The following is a 306-nucleotide window of genomic DNA, read 5'->3' on the forward strand; positions in this document are numbered from 1 at the left end:
AATTCATTATTTGCTCTANNTTAGATATATATTTTATATTTCTTCTTTCTTTTGTATCTCATATAATTCTCTAATTTCTTGTATTGTATTTACATCTTTTTCACTTTTATCCCATNNNNTTCTATTAACTCTTGCAAATCTTAATGCAAAACCTGATTTATATTTTGGACTTTTTTGTATTTCATCATATATAACTTCTACAAACAATCTTTGGCTTAAACCATACAATTCTTCCTTCTTCTTTTATTTTATATTTTAATAATTCCTTTGTTAATTGAACATATTCATTATCAGATAATCCTATTG

This window comes from Candidatus Nanopusillus massiliensis (assembly GCF_920984865.1).